At 72.5% G+C, this 21,143-nt stretch carries 22 protein-coding genes; 9 read left to right on the top strand and 13 right to left on the bottom strand.

Features of this window, described 5'->3' with window-relative positions; translation table 11 throughout:
- The first annotated feature begins 80 nt into the window (after nt 1–80).
- Both HEK131_RS17935 and HEK131_RS17930 read left to right on the top strand, forming a co-directional pair.
- Nucleotides 81–893: an SAM-dependent methyltransferase gene (locus HEK131_RS17935; protein ID WP_244336131.1), complete on the top strand. Its 813-nt coding sequence runs from the start codon at nt 81–83 to the stop codon at nt 891–893.
- Entirely contained in the window at nt 890–3,031 is a 2,142-nt protein-coding gene (locus HEK131_RS17930) for a putative bifunctional diguanylate cyclase/phosphodiesterase (protein WP_244336130.1), read from the top strand. Before HEK131_RS17935 ends, HEK131_RS17930 begins: the two co-directional genes overlap by 4 nt.
- A gap of 123 nt (nt 3,032–3,154) precedes the next feature.
- On the opposite strand, the gene HEK131_RS17925 is transcribed toward HEK131_RS17930, so the two are convergent.
- The gene (locus HEK131_RS17925; RefSeq protein ID WP_217462129.1) at nt 3,155–4,039 is read right to left on the bottom strand and encodes a LysR family transcriptional regulator; all 885 of its coding nucleotides are present in this window, start codon (nt 4,037–4,039) and stop codon (nt 3,155–3,157) included.
- Nucleotides 4,040–4,157: 118 nt separating this feature from the next.
- Between HEK131_RS17925 and HEK131_RS17920 the strand changes: the two genes are divergently transcribed.
- From HEK131_RS17920 to HEK131_RS17910, 3 genes are read left to right on the top strand one after another with little or no spacing between them, the layout of a single operon-like run.
- A complete protein-coding gene (locus HEK131_RS17920) occupies nt 4,158–4,829 on the top strand; it encodes a succinate dehydrogenase (RefSeq protein ID WP_244452056.1) in 672 nt (223 codons plus the stop codon).
- A gap of 2 nt (nt 4,830–4,831) precedes the next feature.
- Nucleotides 4,832–6,778, top strand: a complete 1,947-nt coding sequence (locus HEK131_RS17915) for a fumarate reductase/succinate dehydrogenase flavoprotein subunit (protein ID WP_244336129.1) — start codon at nt 4,832–4,834, stop codon at nt 6,776–6,778.
- The gene (locus HEK131_RS17910; RefSeq protein WP_217462127.1) at nt 6,775–7,524 is read left to right on the top strand and encodes a succinate dehydrogenase/fumarate reductase iron-sulfur subunit; all 750 of its coding nucleotides are present in this window, start codon (nt 6,775–6,777) and stop codon (nt 7,522–7,524) included. The genes HEK131_RS17915 and HEK131_RS17910 overlap by 4 nt, the downstream gene beginning before the upstream one ends.
- Nucleotides 7,525–7,677: 153 nt before the next feature.
- Here HEK131_RS17910 and HEK131_RS17905 read toward each other — a convergent pair whose 3' ends face one another.
- Entirely contained in the window at nt 7,678–7,872 is a 195-nt protein-coding gene (locus tag HEK131_RS17905; protein WP_161147559.1) for an antitoxin, read from the bottom strand.
- Between the two features lie 107 nt (nt 7,873–7,979).
- On the opposite strand from HEK131_RS17905, the gene HEK131_RS17900 reads away from it, so the two are divergent.
- On the top strand, nt 7,980–8,471 hold the full coding sequence (locus HEK131_RS17900; protein ID WP_244336128.1) for an LNS2 domain-containing protein: 492 nt from the start codon (nt 7,980–7,982) through the stop codon (nt 8,469–8,471).
- 5 nt (nt 8,472–8,476) lie between these two features.
- Here HEK131_RS17900 and HEK131_RS17895 read toward each other — a convergent pair whose 3' ends face one another.
- The 7 genes from HEK131_RS17895 to HEK131_RS17865 form a co-directional block, all read right to left on the bottom strand.
- Nucleotides 8,477–8,689 carry a dodecin gene (locus HEK131_RS17895; protein WP_030817079.1) on the bottom strand — a complete coding sequence of 71 codons (213 nt, stop codon included), beginning with the start codon at nt 8,687–8,689 and terminating at the stop codon, nt 8,477–8,479.
- 158 nt (nt 8,690–8,847) lie between these two features.
- Nucleotides 8,848–9,807, bottom strand: a complete 960-nt coding sequence (gene egtD, locus HEK131_RS17890; RefSeq protein WP_244336127.1) for an L-histidine N(alpha)-methyltransferase — start codon at nt 9,805–9,807, stop codon at nt 8,848–8,850.
- Nucleotides 9,804–10,583, bottom strand: coding sequence for an ergothioneine biosynthesis protein EgtC (gene egtC / locus HEK131_RS17885; RefSeq protein ID WP_244336126.1), 780 nt, complete (start codon nt 10,581–10,583; stop codon nt 9,804–9,806). Before egtC ends, egtD begins: the two co-directional genes overlap by 4 nt.
- Nucleotides 10,583–11,914, bottom strand: coding sequence for an ergothioneine biosynthesis protein EgtB (gene egtB / locus HEK131_RS17880; RefSeq protein ID WP_244336125.1), 1,332 nt, complete (start codon nt 11,912–11,914; stop codon nt 10,583–10,585). Before egtB ends, egtC begins: the two co-directional genes overlap by 1 nt.
- Nucleotides 11,911–13,242: an ergothioneine biosynthesis glutamate--cysteine ligase EgtA gene (egtA, locus tag HEK131_RS17875; RefSeq protein WP_244336124.1), complete on the bottom strand. Its 1,332-nt coding sequence runs from the start codon at nt 13,240–13,242 to the stop codon at nt 11,911–11,913. The genes egtB and egtA overlap by 4 nt, the downstream gene beginning before the upstream one ends.
- A 388-nt stretch (nt 13,243–13,630) precedes the next feature.
- A complete protein-coding gene (locus tag HEK131_RS17870) occupies nt 13,631–14,077 on the bottom strand; it encodes a type II toxin-antitoxin system PemK/MazF family toxin (RefSeq protein WP_161147566.1) in 447 nt (148 codons plus the stop codon).
- Nucleotides 14,078–14,131: 54 nt separating this feature from the next.
- Entirely contained in the window at nt 14,132–15,109 is a 978-nt protein-coding gene (locus HEK131_RS17865) for an alpha/beta hydrolase (RefSeq protein WP_244336123.1), read from the bottom strand.
- A gap of 156 nt (nt 15,110–15,265) precedes the next feature.
- Here HEK131_RS17865 and HEK131_RS17860 point away from each other — a divergent pair, with 156 nt between their 5' ends.
- On the top strand, nt 15,266–16,234 hold the full coding sequence (locus HEK131_RS17860; protein ID WP_217462119.1) for an SDR family NAD(P)-dependent oxidoreductase: 969 nt from the start codon (nt 15,266–15,268) through the stop codon (nt 16,232–16,234).
- Between the two features lie 64 nt (nt 16,235–16,298).
- Here the strand turns inward: HEK131_RS17860 and HEK131_RS17855 are convergent, their stop codons facing one another.
- Nucleotides 16,299–16,862 (bottom strand): NAD(P)H-dependent oxidoreductase, encoded by a 564-nt coding sequence (locus HEK131_RS17855; RefSeq protein WP_217462118.1) that lies wholly within the window; start codon nt 16,860–16,862, stop codon nt 16,299–16,301.
- A gap of 103 nt (nt 16,863–16,965) precedes the next feature.
- Between HEK131_RS17855 and HEK131_RS17850 the strand changes: the two genes are divergently transcribed.
- Nucleotides 16,966–17,709 (top strand): TetR/AcrR family transcriptional regulator, encoded by a 744-nt coding sequence (locus tag HEK131_RS17850; RefSeq protein WP_244336122.1) that lies wholly within the window; start codon nt 16,966–16,968, stop codon nt 17,707–17,709.
- Here the strand turns inward: HEK131_RS17850 and HEK131_RS17845 are convergent.
- Together HEK131_RS17845 and HEK131_RS17840 are read right to left on the bottom strand one after the other, a co-directional pair.
- On the bottom strand, nt 17,627–18,793 hold the full coding sequence (locus HEK131_RS17845) for an FAD-dependent oxidoreductase (protein ID WP_244336121.1): 1,167 nt from the start codon (nt 18,791–18,793) through the stop codon (nt 17,627–17,629). The two genes, HEK131_RS17850 and HEK131_RS17845, sit on opposite strands and share 83 nt — an antisense overlap.
- A 17-nt stretch (nt 18,794–18,810) precedes the next feature.
- Nucleotides 18,811–19,473, bottom strand: a complete 663-nt coding sequence (locus HEK131_RS17840; RefSeq protein ID WP_244336120.1) for a TetR/AcrR family transcriptional regulator — start codon at nt 19,471–19,473, stop codon at nt 18,811–18,813.
- A gap of 152 nt (nt 19,474–19,625) precedes the next feature.
- Here HEK131_RS17840 and HEK131_RS17835 point away from each other — a divergent pair, with 152 nt between their 5' ends.
- Nucleotides 19,626–20,624 (top strand): LacI family DNA-binding transcriptional regulator, encoded by a 999-nt coding sequence (locus HEK131_RS17835; RefSeq protein WP_244336119.1) that lies wholly within the window; start codon nt 19,626–19,628, stop codon nt 20,622–20,624.
- Nucleotide 20,625: 1 nt separating this feature from the next.
- Here the strand turns inward: HEK131_RS17835 and trxA are convergent, their stop codons facing one another.
- Nucleotides 20,626–21,012 (bottom strand): thioredoxin, encoded by a 387-nt coding sequence (trxA, locus tag HEK131_RS17830; RefSeq protein WP_244336118.1) that lies wholly within the window; start codon nt 21,010–21,012, stop codon nt 20,626–20,628.
- Nucleotides 21,013–21,143 lie beyond the last annotated feature (131 nt).

Here is a 21,143-nt window from a genome sequence, read left to right as displayed (position 1 = left end):
TCGCCCGTTTGGCGGGCGATCAGTAGCCTCAGCTCGAACACCGGCTCGCCCGTCCCCGTCGCCTACGCCTGGAGTGATACATGGAGCGCCCCGCCTGGGCCCCCCGGAGCATCGACATCTCGGTGCCGAGCGTCTCGCGCATGTACGACTACTACCTGGGCGGTTCGCACAACTTCGAGGTCGACCGGGAAGCGGCCCGCAAGGCGATGGAGTTCCTCCCCGGCCTGCCGAGGATCATGCAGGCCAACCGGGCGTTCCTGCGCCGGGCCGTGCGCTTCGCCGCCGAGCAGGGCATCGACCAGTTCCTCGACATCGGCTCCGGCATCCCCACCTTCGGCAACGTCCACGAGATAGCCCAGGCCGCCCGGCCCGGCGCCCGCGTCGTCTACGTCGACCACGACCCCGTGGCCGTCGCGCACAGCCAGGCGGTGCTCGCGGGCAACGCGGACGCGGGCGTCGTCGCCGCCGATCTGCGCAAGCCGCAGGAGATCCTCACCAGCCCCGAGGCGGCCCGGCTGATCGACCTCGACCGGCCGGTGGCCCTGCTGCTCGTGGCCGTCCTGCACTTCCTGGAGGACGCCGACGACCCCCACCGCGCGGTGGCGGAGCTGCGGACCGCGCTCGCGCCGGGCAGCCTGCTGATCCTCACCCACGCCTCCTTCGAGGGCATCCCGCTGCCCGAGGAGCGCGCCGAGGGCGCGGTGGACGTGTACCGGGACATCCGCAACCCGCTGGTCATGCGCTCGCGCGAGGAGATCGCCCGCTTCTTCGACGGCTTCGAGCTGGTCGAACCCGGACTGGTCCATCCGCCGCAGTGGCGGCCGGAGGCGGCACCGGAGGACGAGGACGGCTTCGCGTTCTCCGGGTTCGCCGGCGTGGGACGTACGGCGTGAGCGCGGAGCCGGACGGTCCCGAGGGCAGAGTGCGGCGGCTGACGACGATATGGAGCCGGGCCGTCTACCCCGTCACCTCCACGTCGCTCACCCGCGCCGAGTTCGAGGAGCGGCTGCTCCCCCTCGCCCACCGTCTCAGCCGCGCCCTCAGGGCCCACAGCTTCGACGCCGGGGAGGCCAAGGCGGTCGGCGCCGCGCTGGTCGACGCGCACGGCACCGACCCCGAGGTGCTCGCCCGCACACTGGACTGCGTCGACGCCTATCTGGTCCTGTACTGCGGTGACGACAGCCCGCAGGACCAACTCCGCATGCGGTCCTCCCGGTTGCAGCACTCGATGGCCGCCGGATACGCCCAGGCGCTGCGCGAGCGCACCCTGGCCGAGCAGGAGGCCATCGCCCAGGCCGCGCTGCGTGCCCAGGGCGTGGTCGCGGAGGCCCTGCACGCCAGCGAGGCCCGCTTCCGGGCGGTGTTCGAGGGCGCGGCGATCGGCATCGGCATCGCCGACCTCGACGGCAACGTCCTCGAGGTCAACGGGGCCCTGCTGCGCATGTTCGGCGTCTCCGAGACCACCATGCGCGGCCGCCGGGTCCGGGACTGGACGCACCCCGAGGACGCGCCCCAGACCTGGCGGCTCTACGAGGAACTCGTACGCGGCGAACGCGATCACTATCACGTCGAGAAGGCGTTCAACCGCCCCGACGGCACCGCCCTGTGGACCAACCTCACGGTCTCCCTGCTCCGCGACGCCGACGGCACCCCGCAGTACCAGTTGGCCCTGATGGAGGACACCACCGAGCGCCGCCTGCTCCATCTCCGGCTGCGCTACGAGGCCACCCACGACGCCCTGACCGGACTGCCCAACCGCACCCTGTTCTTCGAGCGCCTGGAGAAGGCCCTCGCGGCGGGCAAGGGCCAGCGCTTCGGCCTGTGCTACCTCGACCTGGACGGCTTCAAGGCCATCAACGACAGCCTCGGCCACGCCGCGGGCGACCGGCTCCTGGTGGAGGTCGCCGACCGGCTGCAGTCCTGCACCACCGCGTCGGGCGAGATGGTGGCCCGCCTCGGCGGCGACGAGTTCGTGGCCCTCACCACCGGCCGCGACACCGAGCGCGGGGTGGAGGAACTGGCCGAACGCATCACGAACGCGCTGCTCACCCCGGTCGGCATCGACGGCCGCGACCTCCTGGTGCGCGGCAGCCTCGGCATCGTGGAGGGCCCGGCGGGGGAGCGTACGGCCGCGGAGGTGCTGCGCAGCGCCGACATCACGATGTACCGCGCCAAGTCGGCGGGCGGCAACCGGGCCGAGCTGGCCGACCCGGAGGCGGACGCCCGCGCCATCACCCGGCACGGTCTCACCACGGCCTTGCCCAGCGCGCTGGAGCGCGGCGAGTTCTTCATCGAGTACCAGCCGCTGGTCCACCTCGGCGACGGCACGGTGAGCGGCGCGGAGGCCCTGGTCCGCTGGCTGCACCCGCAGCACGGGGTGCTCGGCCCAGACCGCTTCATCCCGCTCGCCGAGCACACCGGGCTGATCGTCCCGCTGGGCCGGTGGGTGCTTGAGGAATCGATCCGGCAGGCCCGTGCCTGGCGGGAGAAGCAGGGCGACAAGGCGGGGGACCCGCTGCGGATCAACGTCAATCTCTCGCCGTGCCAGCTCACCCACCCCGGCCTGGTGCAGGACACCGTCGACATCCTGGAGCGCGCGGGGGTCGCCCCGGACGCGCTGTGCCTGGAGGTCACCGAGTCCGCGCTGATCGGCGCCGACGACGGCCTCCTCAAGCCTCTGCGGCGCCTCGCCGAGATGGGCGTCGACATAGCCCTGGACGACTTCGGCACCGGCTACTCCAACCTGGCCAACCTCCGCCGCCTCCCGGTCAGCGTCCTCAAGCTGGACCGCTCCTTCACCCAGGGCATGCAGCAGTTCCCGGCCGACCCGGTCGACCTCAAGATCGTGGAGGGCATCGTCTCCCTGGCCCACAGCCTGGACCTGGCGGTGACGGTGGAGGGCGTGGAGACGAGCGCCCAGGCGGAACAGCTCCGCCTCCTCGGCTGCGACACGGCCCAGGGCTGGTACTACGCGAGGCCGGGCCCCCCGGAGAACCTCCACACCCTGGCCTTGGCGGACGCGACGACGTAGGGAGAAGCCGGGGGTGCAGCCGCGAAGCAGGCTGCGCCCCGTCAGGGGCACGGGGAACTGCGCGCGACCAGCCACAACGCACCCGCACCCGCAAAACCACAGCACAAGGCGGACGAGCAGGCGCTACCGCTCCAACAGCATCCTCTGCAACTCCCGAGCCCCCCGAGGCGGAGCCACATCGCTCCGGTGGGCCAGGGCGATGGTCCGGGACAGGCCCGGCCGGGCCAGCGGGGTGACCCGGAGCCCCCGCCCAGCCCGGGTCGCCACCATCCGGGGCACGACAGCAACCCCGAGCCCAGCCCGCACGAACCCGAGAACCGCGTCCATCTCACCCCCCTCGACAGCGAACTCGGGCTCGAACCCAGCGGAGCGACATGCCGCGACTGTCAGCTCCCGCAGGTCGTAGCCGTACCGGAACATCACCAGGCGCTCGTTCTCGAGGTCGGCTATCTCCACGGCACGCCGCCCTCCGCCAGGGGCCGGCGCCTCCGGGGAGGACACCACGACCAGGTCCTCGTGCAGCAGCTCCACCGTGGTCAGCGCGGGCGCGGGGGCCGGCAGGGGCAGCACGATCAGGGCGAGGTCGAGCGCGCCCCGGCCCAGCTCGCGGACCAGATCACGCGAACCGCTCTCCTGGACCAGCAACTGGATGCCCGGATACCGGTCGTGGAAGGCCCGCAGCACGTCCGGCAGCAGCCCCGTGCAGAGGCTGGGCGTCGCACCGAGCCGCACCCGCCCGCGCCGGAGCTGCACCAGCTCCTGCACCTCCTGACGGGCGGTGTCCGCGTCCGCGAGGATGCGCCGGGCCAGCGGCAGCAGCGCCTCGCCCGCGTCGGTCAACGCGATGTTGCCCCGTGCCCGGACGAACAGATCCGCGCCCAGCTCCCGCTCGAGTGCCCGGATCTGCTGGGAGAGCGACGGCTGCGCGACATGCACCCGCTCGGCGGCGCGGGTGAAGTGCCGGGCCTCGGCCACGGCCACGAAGTACTGGAGCTGCTGGAACTGCACGCCTCCAGGATAGCGAGAGCCTATGGAAACCAGCCGAACCATGTCTTGGACCGATCGGCGGCACAGTCGTAGCGTCCTGTCCATGGCTCTGGCAACGCGGACGGACCGACGGCCGTCGATGGCGCGCTCGATCTGGGACAGCTCCGTCGGCAAGAAGACCGTGATGGCCGTCAGCGGCATCGTGATGCTGCTGTACCTGGTCGCGCACATGATCGGGAACCTGAAGATCTACTTCGGGGCCGGCGAGTTCAACAGCTACGCCCACTGGCTGCGCACGGTCGGCGAGCCGTTCATGCACTACGAGTGGACGCTCTGGCTGATCCGGGTCGTCCTGGTCGTCGCCGTGGTCGCCCACGCCACCGCCGCGTACCAGCTCAGCCGCCGCGACATCAAGGCCCGGCCCAGCAAGTACGTGCACAAGAAGGCGCGTACGAGCTACGCCACCCGGACCATGCGCTGGGGCGGGATCATCCTCGGCCTCTTCATCGTCTGGCACATCCTGGACCTGACCACCGGCACCGTGCACTCCGGCGGCTTCCAGGAGGGCCACCCCTACCAGAACGTGGTGGACACCTTCTCCACCTGGTACGGCAATGTCATCTACATCGTGGCGATGCTCGCCCTCGGCCTGCACATCCGGCACGGCTTCTGGAGCGCCGCCCAGACCCTCGGCGCCGGCAGCCGCGCCCGCGGCCGGGTGCTGAAGACCGCTGCCAACGTCCTCGCGCTGCTGCTCACGGCCGGTTTCATCGCCGTCCCCGTGGGCGTCATGACCGGAGTGGTGAGCTGACCATGACCTACACCGACTACGCGACCGGCGACCCGGTCGCCGACACCAAGGCCCCCTCCGGCCCGGTCCAGGAGCGCTGGGACACCCGGCGCTTCGAGGCCAGGCTGGTCAACCCGGCCAACCGGCGCAAGCACACCGTCATCGTCGTGGGCACCGGCCTCGCGGGCGGCTCGGCGGGCGCCACGCTCGCCGAACAGGGCTACCACGTCGTCCAGTTCTGCTACCAGGACTCCCCGCGCCGCGCCCACTCCATCGCGGCCCAGGGCGGCATCAACGCGGCGAAGAACTACCGCAACGACGGCGACTCGGTGCACCGGCTCTTCTACGACACCGTCAAGGGCGGCGACTTCCGCGCCCGCGAGTCCAACGTGCACCGGCTCGCACAGGTCTCGGTCGAGATCATCGACCAGTGCGTGGCCCAGGGCGTGCCCTTCGCCCGCGAGTACGGCGGGCTGCTCGACACCCGCTCCTTCGGCGGCGTCCAGGTCCAGCGCACCTTCTACGCCCGCGGCCAGACGGGCCAGCAACTGCTGCTCGGCGCCTACCAGGCGCTGTCCCGGCAGATCGCCGCCGGGAACGTGGAGATGCACCCGCGCACCGAGATGCTCGACCTGATCGTGGTCGACGGCCGGGCGCGCGGCATCGTCGCCCGCGACCTGATCACCGGGAAGATCGACACCTACTTCGCGGACGCCGTCGTCCTGGCGAGCGGCGGCTACGGCAACGTCTTCTACCTGTCGACCAACGCCATGAACTCCAACGCGACCGCGATCTGGCGGGCGCACCGGCGCGGCGCGCTGTTCGCCAACCCCTGCTTCACCCAGATCCACCCCACCTGCATCCCGCGCACCGGCGACCACCAGTCCAAGCTGACGCTGATGAGCGAGTCGCTGCGCAACGACGGCCGCATCTGGGTGCCCAGGGCGGAGGGCGACACCCGGCCGCCGAAGGAGATCCCCGAGGACGAGCGGGACTACTACCTGGAGCGGATCTACCCCTCCTTCGGCAACCTGGTCCCGCGCGACATCGCCTCCCGCGCCGCCAAGAACGTCTGCGACGAGGGGCGCGGTGTCGGACCCGGCGGCCAGGGGGTCTACCTGGACTTCGCCGACGCCATCGCCCGCATGGGCCGCAAGGCGGTCGAGGCGAAGTACGGCAACCTCTTCGACATGTACCAGCGGATCACCGACGAGGACCCGTACGAGGTCCCGATGCGGATCTACCCCGCCGTGCACTACACGATGGGCGGTCTCTGGGTCGACTACGACCTCCAGACCACCGTCCCCGGTCTCTTCGCCATCGGTGAGGCCAACTTCTCCGACCACGGCGCCAACCGGCTCGGCGCCTCCGCGCTGATGCAGGGCCTGGCCGACGGCTACTTCGTGCTGCCCGCCACCCTCAACGACTACCTGGCCCGCCACCCCCACCAGGAGCCGCTGACCGACGAACACCCCGAGGTCCAGGAGGTGCTGGCCGAGACCGAGGACCGCGTCAACCTCCTCCTCGCCGTCGACGGCGACCGCACCCCCGACTCCTTCCACCGTGAACTCGGCGAAGTGATGTGGGAGTTCTGCGGCATGGCCCGCAGCGAGGAGGGCCTGCGCAAGGCGCTCACCGAAATCCCCCGCATCCGCGAGGAGTTCTGGCGCCGCATCAAGGTGCCCGGCACCGGAGCCGAGTTCAACCAGTCGCTGGAGAAGGCGAATCGCATCGTCGACTACCTCGAACTGGCCGAGCTGATGTGCCTCGACGCCCTGCACCGCGCCGAGTCCTGCGGCGGTCACTTCCGCGAGGAGTCCCAGACCCCGGACGGCGAGGCGGCCCGCCGGGACGACGAGTTCTCCTACGCGGCCGCCTGGGAGTTCACCGCCACCGGCGAGGCCCCCGTCCTGCACAAGGAAGACCTGGTCTTCGAGTACGTCCATCCCACCCAGCGGAGCTACGCATGAGGCTCACCCTGCGCGTCTGGCGTCAGCGGAACGCCGACACCGACGGTGCCATGTCCACCTACGAGGTGGACGGCATCTCGCCCGACATGTCCTTCCTGGAGATGCTGGACGTGCTCAACGAACGGCTGATCCTCGAAGGTGAGGACCCGGTCGCCTTCGACCACGACTGCCGCGAGGGGATCTGCGGCGCGTGCAGCCTCGTCATCAACGGCGACGCCCACGGCCCCGAGCGCACCACCACCTGCCAGCTCCACATGCGGTCCTTCGCGGACGGCGACACCATCGACGTCGAGCCCTGGCGGGCCGCCGCCTTCCCGGTCGTCAAGGACCTGGTGGTGGACCGCTCCGCCTTCGACCGGATCATCCAGGCCGGCGGCTATGTCACCGCGCCCACGGGCGCCGCCCCGGAGGCCCACTCGACACCGGTGCCGAAGCCCGACGCCGACTTCGCCTTCGAGAACGCGGAGTGCATCGGCTGCGGTGCCTGTGTGGCCGCCTGTCCCAACGGCGCGGCGATGCTCTTCACCGCCGCCAAGGTCAGCCACCTCAACGTCCTCCCGCAGGGCGGACCCGAGCGGGAGACCCGCGTGCTGGACATGGTGGCCCAGATGGACGCGGAGGGCTTCGGCGGCTGCACCCTGGCCGGCGAATGCGCCACGGCCTGCCCCAAGGGCATCCCGCTCTTCTCCATCACCGGCATGAACAAGGAATGGCTGCGCGCCACCCGTAAGGCGGGCAAGCGGTAGCCGACAGCAGACGTTCGCCAAAGGGGGCGGACGGGCGGGGCCGGGAGTGGTGCTCATCCCCGGCCCCGTCTGCTGTACCCGCCCGACAGGCCCGCGCGTACACGCGCGGGCCTGTCGGATCATGGGAGTTCTGCGTGGGGTGACTCCGCGGGGTCAGGTGTGCGGCGGGTTGTCGCGGTGCTGCTGGGAGCCGAACTGGTCCCTCAGCTTGTCCTGTGCGGTGTCGACCTGGGACTGGTGCTTGTTGCCGGTCCGCTGGTCGAGGTAGTCGCCACCCCTGTCGACGCCCTTGTCGGCCATGTCTTCGTGGCCCTTGAGCATTCCCTTGATCTTGTCCATAAAGGACATGGCAGCCCTCCTCGTCGCTTGAGGCTTCCCTTCCCAGGGTCACCGGCCCGGCCCGGCTTCGCATCTTGAACGCCCGGCGCCCGTGCCGAGGGCCCTACAGTGGGCCTGTGGCACAGAGCAGCAAGCGCCCGGTGGCCGTCTTCGACCTCGACAACACCCTCGCGGGGACCGCGCACCGGCAGCATTTCCTGGAGAGCCGCCCGCGCGACTGGGACGGCTTCTTCGCCGCCGCGCCCTTCGACCCGCCGCTCACCGAGGGCGTGACGATGGCCCGTACCGCCGCTCGCACCTGTGACGTGGTGTACCTGACCGGACGGCCCGAGCGGTGCCGCCGGGACACCCTCGACTGGCTCGCCGCGCACCAACTGCCCGACGGCGAGCTGCACATGCGGCCCAATCACGACCGCAGGCCCGCCCGGACCACCAAGCTGGAGATCCTGCGCCGGCTCGCCGGCCGCCGCGAGGTGCTGGTCGTCGTGGACGACGACGAGCTGGTCTGCGACGCGGCCGAGCGGGCCGGGTTCGCCGTCGTGCGGGCCCGCTGGGCCGACCCCTCGGCAGCGCTGGAGGAGGCCCAGGAGCGGGACGGCCGGACCTGAGCCGGTCAGACGTCTTCCAGGCGGAAGCCCACCTTCAGGCACACCTGGTACTTCTCGATCCGCCCGTTCTCGATCTGCCCCCGGACCTGCGTGACCTCGAACCAGTCCAGATTGCGCAGGGTCTGGTCGGCACGGCCGATGGCGTTGCGGATGGCCTGGTCGACACCGTCGTTGGAGGTGCCGACGATCTCGCTGACCCGGTAGGTGTGGTTCGACATGGGCGGGTGCTCCTCTTCGCCGTACGGCAGGGTGGCGGCGCCCGGCTGTCCCGAAAGGGCCGGTTTGTCGCGCCGTAATCCACCGTGCCGCATCCCCGCCCGGCGCGCGAGACATCGCCCGCCGGGCGGGGACACGGCAACCCGGACCGCCGGTCCGCTCAGCGCGCCACGCTGAGCGAGAGCGCGAAGCGGTCCTCGGAGTCGGTCCACCAGTGGGTCAACTCCAGCCCCGCCTTGTCCAGTTCGGCGGCGACGCCCTCCCGGCGGAACTTCGCCGACACCTCGGTGCGCAGTTCCTCGCCGGCGGCGAAGTCCACGACCAGGCCCAGCGCGGGCACCTTCACCGTCTGCGCGGTGCGCGAGCGCAGCCGCATCTCGATCCACTCCCGCTCGGGGTCCCAGCGGGCCACATGGTCGAAGGCGTCCGGGTCGAAGTCGGCGCCCAGCTCGCGGTCGACCACGCTGAGCACGTTCTTGTTGAACGCGGCCGTCACCCCGGACGCGTCGTCGTACGCCCTGACCAGCACCGCCTCGTCCTTGACCAGGTCCGTGCCCAGCAGCAGCGCGTCGCCCGGCGCGAGCAGGGAGCGCACGGTGGCCAGGAAGCCGGACCGCTCGGCGGGCAGCAGGTTGCCGATCGTGCCGCCGAGGAAGGCGACCAGCCGGGGACCGGGCGTCTCCGGCAGCGTCATCGGCGCGGTGAAGTCGGCGATCAGCGCGTGCACCGTGAGCCCCGGCCGCTCCGCGGTGAGGGCCTGCCCGGCCTGCACCAGCGCGCTCTCGCTGACGTCGACGGGGATGTACGCCTCCAGCGAGTCATGCGCGTCGATCAGATGGCGGGTCTTGCGCGAGGAGCCCGATCCCAGCTCGATCAGGGTGCGGGCGCCGCCGGCGGCGGCGATCTCGCCGGAGCGGTTCTCAAGGATCTCCCGCTCGGCGCGGGTCGGGTAGTACTCCGGCAGCTCCGTGATCCGCTCGAACAGCTCGCTGCCGCGTGCGTCGTAGAACCACTTGGGCGGCAGGGTCTTGGGGTCGGCGCTCAGGCCGTCGAGGACGTCGGCGCGCAGCGCGGCGTCGGTGGCGTCCTCGGGGAGGGTGCGGGTGACGTGCAGGCTCACGTGCAGGGCTCCTTCGGTGGCACGGACACGAGGTCCTCGACGGGATCGAGCCGCACCTCGGCACGGCTCGCGGTGACCACGGTGCGGTCGGGGACCTCCCGCCACAGCGGTTCGTCGTCGTACGGCTCGGAGGCGACGATCACGGCGCGTCCCGGTTCCGCCCGGTACCAGAGGCTGTCGCCCCAGGCCGTCGCGGTGATGGTGGCGCCGTCGGTCAGCAGGAGATTGAGACGGGAGGCGGGGGCGGCCTCGGCCAGCAGGCGCACCGTCTCGGCGAGGGCCCGGCCGGGCGCCTCGCCCGACCGCAGCCGGTGCAGGACCAGGGCCCAGACGAATGCCGAGTCGGTGCGCGCCTGGAGCGACAGCACGTCGACCGGGGGCAGCAGGGAGACCAGCGGGGCGGCCGAGTCGGGCCAGCCGGCGACCGCCCCGTTGTGGCTGAACAGCCACCGCCCGGAGGCGAACGGAGCCGCCGCGGCTTCCGCGTCGGCACCCGTCAGGGTGGCGTCCCGCACGGCCGCCAGCACCGCGCCCGAGCGCACCACGCGGGCCAGGTCCAGCAGCGACTGGTCCGCCCAGATCGGCCCCGCGCGCCGGTAGCGGGCCGGCACCGGGTCGTCGCCCGCGTACCAGCCCACCCCGAAGCCGTCCGCGTTGACCGTCCCGTTCCGCTGCCGCCTCGGCGCCCAGGACTGCCGGTACAGGCTGTGCGGCGGGTCCAGCAGAAGGTGCTTGAGCGGCAGGCCGGGGCCCAGATAGGCCAGGTGGCGGCACATCAGGCGGACTCCGAGCGGGCGGTGCGGAACCCGGAGAAGATCTGCCGCCGGATCGGGTAGTCCCAGTTGCGGAACGTCCCCCGGCAGGCCACCGCGTCCACCGCGAACGAACCGCCGCGCAGCACCTTGTACTCCGGCCCGAAGAACACCTCCGAGTACTCCCGGTACGGGAAGGCGGCGAACCCCGGATACGGCGCGAGGTCGCTCGACGTCCACTCCCACACGTCCCCGATCAACTGCCGCACCCCGAGCGGCGATCCACCGGCCGGGTAGCTGCCGACAGGAGCGGGGGAGAGGTGCCGCTGGCCCAGGTTGGCGTGCTCCGGGCCCGGCTCGGCGTCGCCCCACGGATAGCGGGCGGAGCGGCCGGTGGCCGGATCGTACCGGGCCGCCTTCTCCCACTCAGCCTCGGTGGGCAGCCTGCGCCCGGCCCAGCGGGCGTAGGCGTCCGCCTCGTACCAGCACACGTGCAGCACCGGCTCCTCGGGCGGCACCGCCTCCGTGACACCGAAACGGCGCCGCAGCCACTGGTCCCCCTCCCGGTGCCAGTACAGCGGTGCCGTCAGGGAGTTGCGCCGTACATGCGCCCAGCCCTCCGGGGTCCACCAGCGCTCGGTGTCGTAGCCGCCGTCCGCGATGAACGCCTGGTAGGCCGCGTTCGACACCGGCACCGTGTCGATCCAGTACGGCGCCACCTCCCGTACGTGCGCCGGGCGTTCGTTGTCCAGTGCCCAGGGCTCGGTGGAGGTGCCCATGGTGAAGGGGCCGCCGGGGACCAGGACTTCGGCCGGACCCGTGTACGGGGGCGCCGGCCGGTGGTCGGGGGCGGTCAGCGCGGTCGGGCCCGTGCGGAGCTGATGGGTGATCAGCATCGTCTCGTCGTGCTGCTGTTCGTGCTGGGCGATCATCCCGAAGGCGAACCCGGCCTCGGTGAGCCGGGTGCCCTCGAAGTCCGCGCCCTCCAGCAGGTCCAGTGCCCGCCCGCGCACCTCGGCCGCGTATCTACGCGCCTCCTCGGGCGGCAGCAGCGGCAGCGAGGGGCGCTCGGAGCGCGGGTGCTCGAAGGCGTCGTACAGCCCGTCGATCTCGGGCCGCATCGGCTCCCGGCCGCCGACGTTCCGCAGCAGCCACAGCTCCTCCTGGTTGCCGATGTGCGCGAGGTCCCACACCAGGGGCGACATCAGCGGGGAGTGCTGTGCGGTGAGGTCCGGCTCCTCCACACAGCTTGTCAGCAGCGTGGTGCGGGCGCGGGCGGTGACCAGCGAGGCGAGCAGCCGCTCGCGCAGCGTCTCGGTGCCGGCCGCCGCCGTCCCGCTCTCCTGGGCGGTCATGTGCGGATGTCCTTCCTCGCGTGGGCGCGCGGGTCCGTGGCGCCGGCCAGCAGGTCGTCGGCCGGGCAGCGGCCCCGCAGGACGTAACGGTCCAGGTACCCCGCCACCGTGTCCGACACCTCGGGCGTGGCACCGAGCCGGGGCAGCGCCGCGAGTGCCGCCGTGAAGCAGGCGATGGCGGCCTCCCGCAGTCCCGGATCGGCGAGGCCGAGCCGGGCCGCGTCCGACCACAGCGGGTTGTGCGGGGCGGGCCGGTCCAGCGTGCGTTCCGTCAGCGGCTTCACCGCCCGGTGCGCGGCCTCGGCGGCCTCCGGGTCGTCGAAGAGGGCCGCCGTCACCGCGAGCGGCACGATCCACCCGTCGTCACCGGGCTGCGCGTCGATCATCCGCAGCTCCAGATGACCGCGCGGCCGGACCGGCGGGAACAGCGTGGTCAGGTGGTAGTCGAGATCCGCCCGGGTGGGCGGGCGCGGGGTCCGCGCGCGGGTCCACTCGCGGAAGGTCAGCGCCTCCGGCACGTCCCAGGGGCCCTCGTCGCGGCGGACGCACATCACGGGGGAGTCCAGCACGTGCCGGGCCCAGTCGGCCCGCGGTTCGCCGTCCGTCGGGGGAGCGCCGGCCCGGCCGGGACCGATCTCCATCCAGTGCAGTTGCCGGGTGGAGCGCCAGCCCGTGGGCCGCCGCCCGGTCAGCGGGGAGTTGGCGAACGCGGCCACCAGGACCGCGCCCAGTTGGTGCGCCAGCCACCAGCGCCGCTCGTACCCGAGCGGGCCCGGTTCCTCGTACCCGGCGTCCACGCAGACCTGCACCGACGCCGACGCGCACATCATGTGCCGGCCGGCCCGGCCGGTGCGGTCCAGGCACGCCTCCATGGCGTCGTAGCGGGGTTCGCGCAGGAAGCGGCGGGGCTCCTGCCAGGGATCGTGGCCCACTCCGACGAGGGCCAGGCCGTCCCCGGCGAGCACCTCACGGACGGCGGCCAGGTCGGCGGAGACGGAGGTGACGCACTCCGTCAGGGAGGCGGCCGGCAGGGAGCTGAGCTCCAGTTGGCCGCCGGGCTCGACGGTGACCGGCGAGTCCAGGGGGAGGGTGCGCACGGCCGCGTGGGCCGCTTCGAGCCGTTCGGGCGGTACGGGGAGCCACGGCCGTTCCGGGTCTCGGACCAGCCACTCCACCTCCACCCCGAGGGTGCGGGGAGGGCCGGTCTTGAAGCAGATGCCCCGGATCAGGGCGTCGACCTCGGCCTCGGTGACCGCGGCGCGGTGCCGGGTGCAGTCGTGCCTCGTACAGTGGTGCTCCGTACAGTCACCGCTCGTTGCGTCAGACATGTCGGGATTCTCCTGGGATTCCACCGTGCCGACGGAGCCCGGCCTCGGGTGCGCCGGGCGAAGACGCGTTCCACCCAAGACCCTCGCACCGCATCGCACAAGAGCGCCCAATGGGACGTCCGGGACCGTTCATCTGCGTCTCCTCGCGCGTTTCCTCCCGGACCGGGGTGACCGGTTCCGGGCGCCATCGCGGCACCCCACCAGCATTACCCCAGGTGCGCGTGCGGGCACGGCGGGGAGAGCGGCGGGCGGTGGGAGTCCGGGCAGATCAGAGGGGGCGGGGAGGGCTCGGGGCGGTCTCGGAGGCTCTGCTCCGACCGGGTGACCGAGGGGCGTGTCCCGGAGGTCGTGCGGAAGGCCCGCCCCGGCCGGGGCGGGCCTCCTGCGATCAGGTCCAGCCGTAGCGCTCGTAGAGCCGCTGCCGCACCAGGTTGAAGCGCATCCGGTCCAGCGCGCACGCCTCCCGGCGCATGCCGTCGTCGTGAAGCCGCAGCACGCGGTCCACGGACACCCAGGAGTCGCGGCCGGTGCGGTCCCAGGGGCCCTGGCCTATCGCCACCCACTCCCGGTCGCCGTCGTGCCGCTTGCTGGACAACTGGACGGCGAGGAAGGTTCCGGCCGCCTCCCTGGCGACGACCAGCACCGGGCGGTCCTTGCCCCGGCCGTCGTTCTCCTCGAACGGCACCCACGTCCAGACGATCTCGCCCGGATCGGGGTCGCCGTCGTGCTCGGGGGTGTACTCGGTACGCACCTGGCCGACCTGGCGCGGGTCGGCCTCGGTGGTGGCGTGGGGGCCGAAGCGGCCGGGGACGTTCTCTTCGCTGTACGTGCTCACGCCGTGCACCCTAATGGCGGCCAACGGGCTTTCGGACCTCGGGGTTTGATCGGTTCAGTCGGACAGCAGCCGCCTCAGCCAGCCCAGTTGTGCCGCACGGGCCGCCTTCGACAGGGCCGCCTGTGGAGCGAACGCGTCGAAGCCGTGGAACCCGCCCGGCCAGACGTGGAGTTCGGCCACCCCGCCGCACCGCCAGATCCTGGACGCGTACTCCACCACCTCGTCGCGGAAGGTCTCCGCCGAGCCGACGTCGAGAAAGGCCGGGGGCAGCCCGGACAGATCGGTCGCGCGTGCCGGGGCGGCGTACGGGGAGACGTCCGGGCCGCCCCGGCGCTCGCCCAGCAGCGCGTTCCAGCCGGTCTCGTTGGCGGTGCGGTCCCAGACGCCGATGCCCGCCATCTGGTGACTGGAAGGAGTGTCGTTGCGGTCGTCCAGCATCGGGTACATCAACAACTGGCCGATCACGGGCGGCCCTTGGCGGTCCCGCAGCATCAGGGCGAGCGCGGCGGCCAGACCGCCGCCCGCACTGGCGCCCGCGAGGACGATCCGCTCCGGGTCGCCGCCGAGCTCCTCGGCGTGTTCCGCCGTCCACAGCAGCCCGGCGTACACGTCCTCCGCCGGCGCCGGATGCGGGTGCTCGGGGGCGAGCCGGTACTTCACGGAGACGACCACCGCGCCACCGAGGTCCAGGGCGAGGGCGAGGGGCGTGTCCACGCCCGCGCGGTTGGTGCCGAGGATCATCCCGCCACCGTGCACGTAGTAGATCACCGGCAGCGCGGCACCGGGCGGGGCGGAGGCGGGGCGGCAGATGTACAGGGACACGTCCGGGGCATCCGGCGGGCCCGGCACCTCGCGGTCCTCGACCTCGAAGGCGCCGTCCATGGTGAGGTCCAGCGAGCCGAACACCTCCATCTCCGCGTCCCGCCGGGCCGCCTCGATCCCGTCCGGGGTCAGTCCCGGCTCCATCACGTCCTTGAGCGGTTCCAGAGCGGCGGCGAGTTCCGGGTCGAACGGAGGCGGGTCCATGGTCATGATCGTGCCCCTTCCCTCGCTCGCGGGCGATTCACTTCCCCGCGCCTCTCCCGGCGCCCTTCCAGCATCGGGGCGCGGGCGCCGGGGCGCAGGACTCCGGCGCGCTCCGGCGCTCCGCTTGACTTCGAGAGCACTCGAATTCGTAGCGTTCCGGGTATGAGCACTCCTGCACAGCACAAGATCGGTTCGGGTTTCGGCGCGGACAGCACCGCCGACGAGGTCCTCGCGGGCATCGACCTCACGGGCAGGCTGGCCGTCGTCACCGGGGGCTACTCGGGTCTCGGTCTGGAGACCACGCGTGCGCTGACCAAGGCCGGCGCCCATGTCGTCGTCCCGGCCCGGCGTCCCGACGCGGCCCGGGAGGCGCTGGCCGGGCTGGAGAACGTCGAGGTGGACGAGCTGGACCTCGGCGACCTGGACAGCGTGCGCGCCTTCGCCGAACGGTTCCTGGCGTCGGGCCGCACCATCGACTTCCTGATCGACAACGCCGGGATCATGGCCTGCCCGGAGACCCGCGTCGGACCCGGCTGGGAGACGCAGTTCGCCACCAACCACCTCGGCCACTTCGCCCTCGTCAACCGGCTCTGGCCGGCGCTCGCGGCAGGTGACGGCGCCCGTGTCGTCTCGGTGTCCTCGCGCGGCCACCACCTCTCGCCCATCCGCTGGGACGACGTCCAGTGGACCGAGGGCTACGACAAGTGGCAGGCGTACGGCCAGGCCAAGACGGCCAACGCCCTGTTCGCCCTCCACCTCGACGAGCTGGGCCGGGACGCCGGTGTCCGCGCCTTCTCGCTCCATCCCGGCGGCATCATGACCCCGCTCCAGCGCCACCTTCCCAAGGAGGAGATGGTCGAGCGCGGCTGGATCGACGAGCAGGGCAACCCGCTGAACCCCGCGGGCTTCAAGACCCCGGAGCAGGGCGCGGCCACCCAGGTCTGGGCCGCCACCTCGCCCCGGCTCGACGGCCTGGGCGGGCTGTACCTGGAGGACTGCGACGTGGCCGAGCCCGCGCCCGAGGACGGGTCCTGGGGCGGGGTCAAGGACTGGGCGACCGACCCCGAGCAGGCGGCCAGGCTGTGGGCGCTGTCGGCCGGCCTGACGGGCGTGGACGCGTTCGCGAAGTAGGTCCCGCCGCACGCGCAGGGGGCCGGAGTCCAGTGGACTCCGGCCCCCTGAAGGCGTGTCGCGGTCAGGCGGCGATGACGTCGCCGACGGTGCCGTGGAGGCGGGTGACGACCTCGGTGAGCTGCGCGGCGACCTCGGTGTCGTCCGCCGGGTGGGTCTCGGCGAAGCGGGTCACGGAGCCGGGGATGGAGAGCTTGATGTCCTCGATCACCTTGCCGCCGGCGATGCCCACGGCCTTGCGGGTGTCGTCCTGCGCCCACACGCCGCCGTACTGGCCGAACGCGGTGCCGATGACGGCGACCGGCTTGCCGCCGAAGGCGCCGGCGCCGTACGGGCGGGACAGCCAGTCGATGGCGTTCTTCAGCACGGCCGGCATCGTGCCGTTGTACTCGGGGGAGAAGACCAGGAAGGCGTCGGCGGCCTGGGCGGCGGCGCGCAGCTCGGCGGCGGCGGCCGGGACCTGGCCCTCGACGTCGATGTCCTCGTTGTAGAACGGAACGTCGGCCAGGCCCTCGTAGAGCACGACCTCGGCGCCCTCGGGGGCGAGCTTGGCGGCCGCCTCGGCGAGCTGGCGGTTGTGCGAACCGGCGCGGAGGCTGCCGACGAGCGCGAGGATGCGAACGGACATGGGGGTACTCCAAGGGGTGGTGAAACACGCTGGAAACGATCCGGACCGGGGTCCGTTTAATTTTCTACCACCTTAACCGGACCGGGGTCCAGTTTTGTTCCCCATGCTTTACGCTGTCTTCATGTCCAGCGCTCTGCCGCCCTGCCCGCAGCCTCAGGAGCCCCTCGACACGCCCCTGCTGCTGGAGGTCGGCACCGGCCCTGACGAGCCGTGCCTGCGCGCCGACGCCGCCCGCAACCGGGCCCGGCTGCTGGAGGCGGCCACCCGGCTGATCGCCGAGCACGGCGTGGCCGGGGTGACCATGGAGGCCGTCGCCACGGCGGCCAAGGTCGGCAAGGGCACCGTCTTCCGCCGCTTCGGCGACCGCACCGGACTGCTCACCGCCCTGCTGGACCACTCCTCCCGCAGTCTCCAGGCCGACTTCCTCGGCGGCCCGCCCCCGCTGGGCCCCGGCGCACCCCCGCTGGACCGCCTCCGCGCCTTCGGTACGGCCGTCCTGCACCGCTCCGCCGAGCAACTGGACCTGCAGATCGCCGCCCTCCCGGAGCCCACCCGCCGCTACGCCCACCCCTCGGTCCAGGCCCTGCGCACCCATCTCACGGTCCTGCTGCGCCAGTTGCTCCCGGAGGCCGACTGCGAGCTGTCGGCCCTGACCCTCCTGAACTACCTGGACCCCGCCCTGATCCACCACCTGCACCGCCAGTGCGGCATGCCGATGAGCCGCCTCGAAGCGGGCTGGCTGGACCTGGTGGACCGGATCACGGCTACCGGGCCCAGGGCTGATGCCCCGCGAACATCGCCGACAGCCGCTGCGGAGCGTCCGCCCGGAACAGCACCCCGCCCATGAGCGCCGAGTCCGTGGCCGACCGCCCGGCACGGGTGAACATCCGCTCCTCGTAGGCCGTGAGCGCCGCCTCGGTGTCGGCGGGGTGGGCGAGGAGGGCGAGGGCCAGTTCGGCGGCGTCGAACAGGGCCAGGTTGGCGCCCTCTCCGGCGAACGGTGACATCAGATGGGCCGCGTCGCCGAGCAGCGTGACGCCCGGTGTGCGGGGCCAGTGATGGCCGGCCGGGAGGGCGTGGATGCGGCGCGGCACCAGCGGGGCGTCCGCGTCCGCGACCAGGGCCCGCAGGTTCTCGTGCCAGCCGTCGAACTCCTTGAGCACCGCGTCCGCCGCCCCCTCGGCGTCGGTGAAGTCGATGCCGTCGAGCCAGTCCTCCGGGGCCTCCACAGCGGCGTACACGTGGAGGCTGCCGTCCGGCTCCCGGTGGGCGAGGAACCCGCGCCCGGCGCCGAGCGCGAACAGCATCCCGCCGCCGACCACCTCCGCGCTCACCGGATGCCGGGTGTCGGCCGCCGACAGGTCGGCCTCGACGAACGAGACCCCGGTGTAGGCGGGCACCGCGTCCGACACCAGCGGCCGCACCCGCGACCAGGCGCCGTCCGCGCCCACGAGCAGGTCCGTGGTGAAGGCGCCGCCGTCCGCGAGCGTCACCTCGTGCCGCCCACCGCCCAGCGCACGCGCCCCGGTCACCTTCGCGCCCCACCGGATCACGCCCTCGGGCAGCGACTCCAGCAGCAGCGCGCGCAGTTCGCCCCGGTCGATCTCGGGGCGGCCGCCCCTGCCGTCGTCCGCGTGCGACCAGTGCGCCTCCGCGTGCCGGTCGAGGACGCGGACGGCCTGGCCGCCCGCGTGGACCCGCGCGAGGAACGCCTCGTGCAGCCCGGCCGCGCGCAGGGCCTCCTGGCCGGTGTCGTCGTGGATGTCTAGCATCCCGCCCTGCGTGCGGGCCCGCGGCGAGGGGTCGAGGTCGAACACCGCCGCCTCGACGCCGTGCGCGTGCAGCACCCGCGCGAGCGTGAGCCCGCCGAGTCCGGCGCCGACGACGGCTATCCGGTGGTGCGGGAGCGGGGCTGAGGTGGTGCCGGTCATGGAAGCCTCCTGGGGGCTCAGTCGGGTACGGCGGTCCGCTCGATGCCGTTGATCAGGGTCTGGAAGGCCCACGAAAGCCGGTTCTCGGGCGTGCCCGAGAGCAGCACGTGGGCGCTGCCCGCGATGTGCGGGTGGGTCCGCCCGGGCACCTCGCGCAGGACGCCGACGAGGTTGCGCCAGTCGTCCGCCGGCTCCTCACCGGCGTGCTCGGCGGCGGTCGCGGTGGCGTGCTGGAGCAGCAGGTCGACGCCCCAGGCCGCGCGGTCGCGCGGCACCCCGCCCTCGGCGAGCAGGCCGAGCAGGGTCTCGATCAGGTTCAGGTAGTGCGGTCCGCTCGGCCGCGCGGTCAGCGCGGAGCGCGCCAGCTCGGGATGGGCCAGCAGCATCGCCGTACAGGACGTGAGCACCTGCTCCAGGCGCTGCCGCCAGGTCCCCTCGGAGGGGACGGGTGGGAGGCTGCCGAGCAGTTCGTCCAGGACGGCCGCGTGCAGTTCGTCGGTGTTGCGGACGTAGACGTAGAGCGAGGCGGGGCCGGTGTCGAGCTCCTGTGCCAGTCGCCGCATGGTGACCTTGCGCAGCCCCTCGGCGCGCATGATCGCCACCGCGGCGGCCACGATGCCCTCCCGGGTGAGGGCGGGCTTGGCGGGTCGCTCCCGACGGGAGCCGGGGGGTGGTGTCATGGCAGGACGGTAACGAACATGTTCGCTCCGAACAAGTTCGTGGCGAACATGTTCGTCGGACGGCGCAAACTCCAGGCCGCTTTCGTCCAGTCCTGTACGACCTCGCCCCGCCCGGACCGGCCCCCGCCGCCTCTGCCAAGATGCGCCCTGTCATGGTGCAGATACCGAACACGCCCACGAGCGCCGACGTGGCCCGCCTGGCCGGCGTCTCGCGCGCGACCGTGTCCTACGTCCTCAACGACACCGACGCCGTACGGATCAGCGAGCCCACGCGCCGTCGCGTCCACGCCGCCGCCCGTGAACTCGGGTACGTGCCGCACGCCGCCGCCCGCGCCCTGCGCGCCGGACACAGCCGTATGGTCCTGATGCCCGCCCCCACCGTCCCGGTGGGCCCCCTCCACAGCCGCTTCCTCGGTGAACTCCAGGCTGCTCTCGGACGGCTCGACTACACCGTCGTCCAGCACGGCGCCGTCGGCCAGAGCGACGAATCCGCCCGCGCCTGGGCCGAGTTACGCCCCGTCGCCGTGCTGGCCCCCGGCTCGGGACTCGGCCCGCACGGCGTCGCGGTGCTCAAGCGGGCCGGGGCCCGCGCCGTGGTGACCCTCGGCCCCGCGCGCGTCGAGGGCGCGCACGCCCTGCTGATGGACCACACCGTCGTCGGCCACCGCGCCGCCACCCACCTGCACGCCCGCGGCCGCCGCCGGATCGGCGTGATCCTGCCCGAGGAACCCGGCCTGGAGGTCTTCTCCCGCCCCCGCCTCGCGGGCGTCCGCCGCGCCCTCGCCGGCACCGACGCCACCGTGACCGCGCTGCCCCTCGCGTACACGGAACGGGCGGCCGGTGAACTGGCCGCCCGTTGGGCCGAGTCGAACCTCGACGCCGTGTTCGCCTACAACGACGAGTACGCGATGCTGCTGATGCGCGCCCTCCAGGACGCCGGGGTGCGCGTTCCGGAGGACGTGGCCCTGATCGGCGCCGACGACCTCATGCTCGGGCGGCTGTTGCGCCCCCGGCTCAGCACCGTCCGCATCGAACTGCCCTCCGGCCGCGACCTCGCCGGATTCGTCGACCACGCCGTACGCCGGCCAGGAGCCGAACCCGAGGTCCGTACCGTGCTGGACGCCACCGTCGTCCACCGGGCGTCGAGCTGACTCACTCGCCCGGCTGCTGCCCCTGACCCTCCTGGGCCGCGATGTCCTTGCGGACCTCGTCCATGTCCAGCTTCCGGGCCTGGTCGATGACGTCCGTCAGCGCGGGCTCGGGCAGCGCGCCCGGCTGGGCGAAGATCGCCACCTGGTCGCGGACGATCATCAGCGTCGGGATCGACTGGATGCCGAACGCCTGCGCCAGCTCCGGCTGGGCCTCGGTGTCGACCTTGGCGAACACCAGGTCCGGGTTGGCCTCGGCGGCCTTCTCGTACACCGGCGCGAACTGCTTGCACGGCCCGCACCAGTCCGCCCAGAAGTCGATGAGGACGAACTTGTTCTCCGCCACCGTCTGGTCGAAGTTCTCCTTGGTCAGCTCCACGGTGCTGGTCATGGTGTGGTCCCTCTTCCTGGTGTGGAGGTTGTGCCACCGGCGGAAACATGCCCGCCACGGTGCCTATTCCGGGCTGTCCCGCCCCGTCTTCCCTACTTCGGTCCTCTACAGCTTCCCCTCAAGGAAACCTT

Origin of the sequence: Streptomyces seoulensis (genome assembly GCF_022846655.1) — a bacterium.
GTDB lineage: Bacteria > Actinomycetota > Actinomycetes > Streptomycetales > Streptomycetaceae > Streptomyces.
This window is presented reverse-complemented; position numbering and strand designations above follow the sequence as displayed.

Coding starts and splice junctions, on each gene's coding strand:
- HEK131_RS17865 (WP_244336123.1), bottom strand. CDS start 15,109: ATGACCATGGACCCGCCTCCGTTCGACCCGGAACTCGCCGCCGCTCTG.
- HEK131_RS17845 (WP_244336121.1), bottom strand. CDS start 18,793: ATGACCGGCACCACCTCAGCCCCGCTCCCGCACCACCGGATAGCCGTC.
- HEK131_RS17835 (WP_244336119.1), top strand. CDS start 19,626: ATGGTGCAGATACCGAACACGCCCACGAGCGCCGACGTGGCCCGCCTG.
- trxA (WP_244336118.1), bottom strand. CDS start 21,012: ATGACCAGCACCGTGGAGCTGACCAAGGAGAACTTCGACCAGACGGTG.
- egtC (WP_244336126.1), bottom strand. CDS start 10,583: ATGTGCCGCCACCTGGCCTATCTGGGCCCCGGCCTGCCGCTCAAGCAC.
- egtB (WP_244336125.1), bottom strand. CDS start 11,914: ATGACCGCCCAGGAGAGCGGGACGGCGGCGGCCGGCACCGAGACGCTG.
- HEK131_RS17910 (WP_217462127.1), top strand. CDS start 6,775: ATGAGGCTCACCCTGCGCGTCTGGCGTCAGCGGAACGCCGACACCGAC.
- HEK131_RS17920 (WP_244452056.1), top strand. CDS start 4,158: ATGGCGCGCTCGATCTGGGACAGCTCCGTCGGCAAGAAGACCGTGATG.
- HEK131_RS17915 (WP_244336129.1), top strand. CDS start 4,832: ATGACCTACACCGACTACGCGACCGGCGACCCGGTCGCCGACACCAAG.
- egtA (WP_244336124.1), bottom strand. CDS start 13,242: ATGTCTGACGCAACGAGCGGTGACTGTACGGAGCACCACTGTACGAGG.
- HEK131_RS17895 (WP_030817079.1), bottom strand. CDS start 8,689: ATGTCGAACCACACCTACCGGGTCAGCGAGATCGTCGGCACCTCCAAC.
- HEK131_RS17935 (WP_244336131.1), top strand. CDS start 81: ATGGAGCGCCCCGCCTGGGCCCCCCGGAGCATCGACATCTCGGTGCCG.
- HEK131_RS17850 (WP_244336122.1), top strand. CDS start 16,966: ATGCTTTACGCTGTCTTCATGTCCAGCGCTCTGCCGCCCTGCCCGCAG.
- HEK131_RS17840 (WP_244336120.1), bottom strand. CDS start 19,473: ATGACACCACCCCCCGGCTCCCGTCGGGAGCGACCCGCCAAGCCCGCC.
- HEK131_RS17855 (WP_217462118.1), bottom strand. CDS start 16,862: ATGTCCGTTCGCATCCTCGCGCTCGTCGGCAGCCTCCGCGCCGGTTCG.
- HEK131_RS17905 (WP_161147559.1), bottom strand. CDS start 7,872: ATGTCCTTTATGGACAAGATCAAGGGAATGCTCAAGGGCCACGAAGAC.
- HEK131_RS17860 (WP_217462119.1), top strand. CDS start 15,266: ATGAGCACTCCTGCACAGCACAAGATCGGTTCGGGTTTCGGCGCGGAC.